This is a genomic window from Salifodinibacter halophilus, assembly GCA_012999515.1.
Lineage (GTDB): Bacteria > Pseudomonadota > Gammaproteobacteria > Nevskiales > Salinisphaeraceae > Salifodinibacter > Salifodinibacter halophilus.
In genome coordinates this window covers 1-253 of the sequence record JABEEB010000453.1, presented here as the reverse complement: position 1 = coordinate 253, position 253 = coordinate 1, and the positions used below count along the sequence as shown (strand labels likewise).

The following is a 253-nucleotide window of genomic DNA, read 5'->3' as shown; positions in this document are numbered from 1 at the left end:
CCCCCAAAGCGGTCCGAGACCGGTTCCGCGAGTACGTCGACAGCCTCACGAGCCTCGGAAACAGCGGAATGAAAGACACGACGATCGCAACGAAGCAGTCCCGGCTCGCCGCCTATGTCGACGCCTACACGAGTGCCGTCGACGGCGACCTCTTCGCGCGCCTCCAGGACCCAGACCAGAAGCCCGAGGAGGTCCGCCGCGTCACCGGCGCGATTGAGCATCTGAGCAGCGGCTATGAGAGTCAGGCCGCGAT

General features: G+C 65.6%; 1 protein-coding gene. It reads left to right on the top strand.

What is annotated here, in order from left to right; genetic code table 11:
• Window positions 1-68: 68 nt before the first annotated feature.
• On the top strand, window positions 69-253 hold a 185-nt coding region (locus HKX41_12415), incomplete at its 3' end, for a site-specific integrase (GenBank protein NNC24939.1).